The sequence below is a fragment of the Vibrio sp. 10N.222.55.C6 genome (assembly GCF_041473395.1).
Lineage (GTDB): Bacteria > Pseudomonadota > Gammaproteobacteria > Enterobacterales > Vibrionaceae > Vibrio > Vibrio crassostreae_C.
On record NZ_JBFRSD010001247.1, the window covers coordinates 1 to 337 of the forward strand.

Here is a 337-nt window from a genome sequence, read left to right on the forward strand (position 1 = left end):
CAGGATATATACCAAGTATTTTCTAAGCAGGATGTAAAAAAAATCCACAAATCACTCAATCAAAATGTGCTTGGAAAGAAAGAACTGAAAGCTCGTAAGTTTCGAGCCAGCAAAGTCGGTGAAGATTGGACATCAAGCAAAAACCAAGAGTCTGTGTGGGTCTATTACACTTTGGAATTACGTAAATGGGCAATAAAAAAGGGGTATGACTACTTTAAATATATCAATAACCAAGAGAGCAATGGAGCCTATTCTTTTATCGCGTTATCTGATAATACACTTCAGAAGCGACCAGTTTCCTACAAGTTTGATTCGGACAAATTTGTTAATGTAGCAA

Annotated in this window: 1 pseudogene; it reads left to right on the forward strand. The window is 36.2% G+C overall.

Annotated elements, in window-relative coordinates:
• Positions 1–337: pseudogene (locus AB4486_RS28395) on the forward strand (hypothetical protein); the annotation flags it as partial.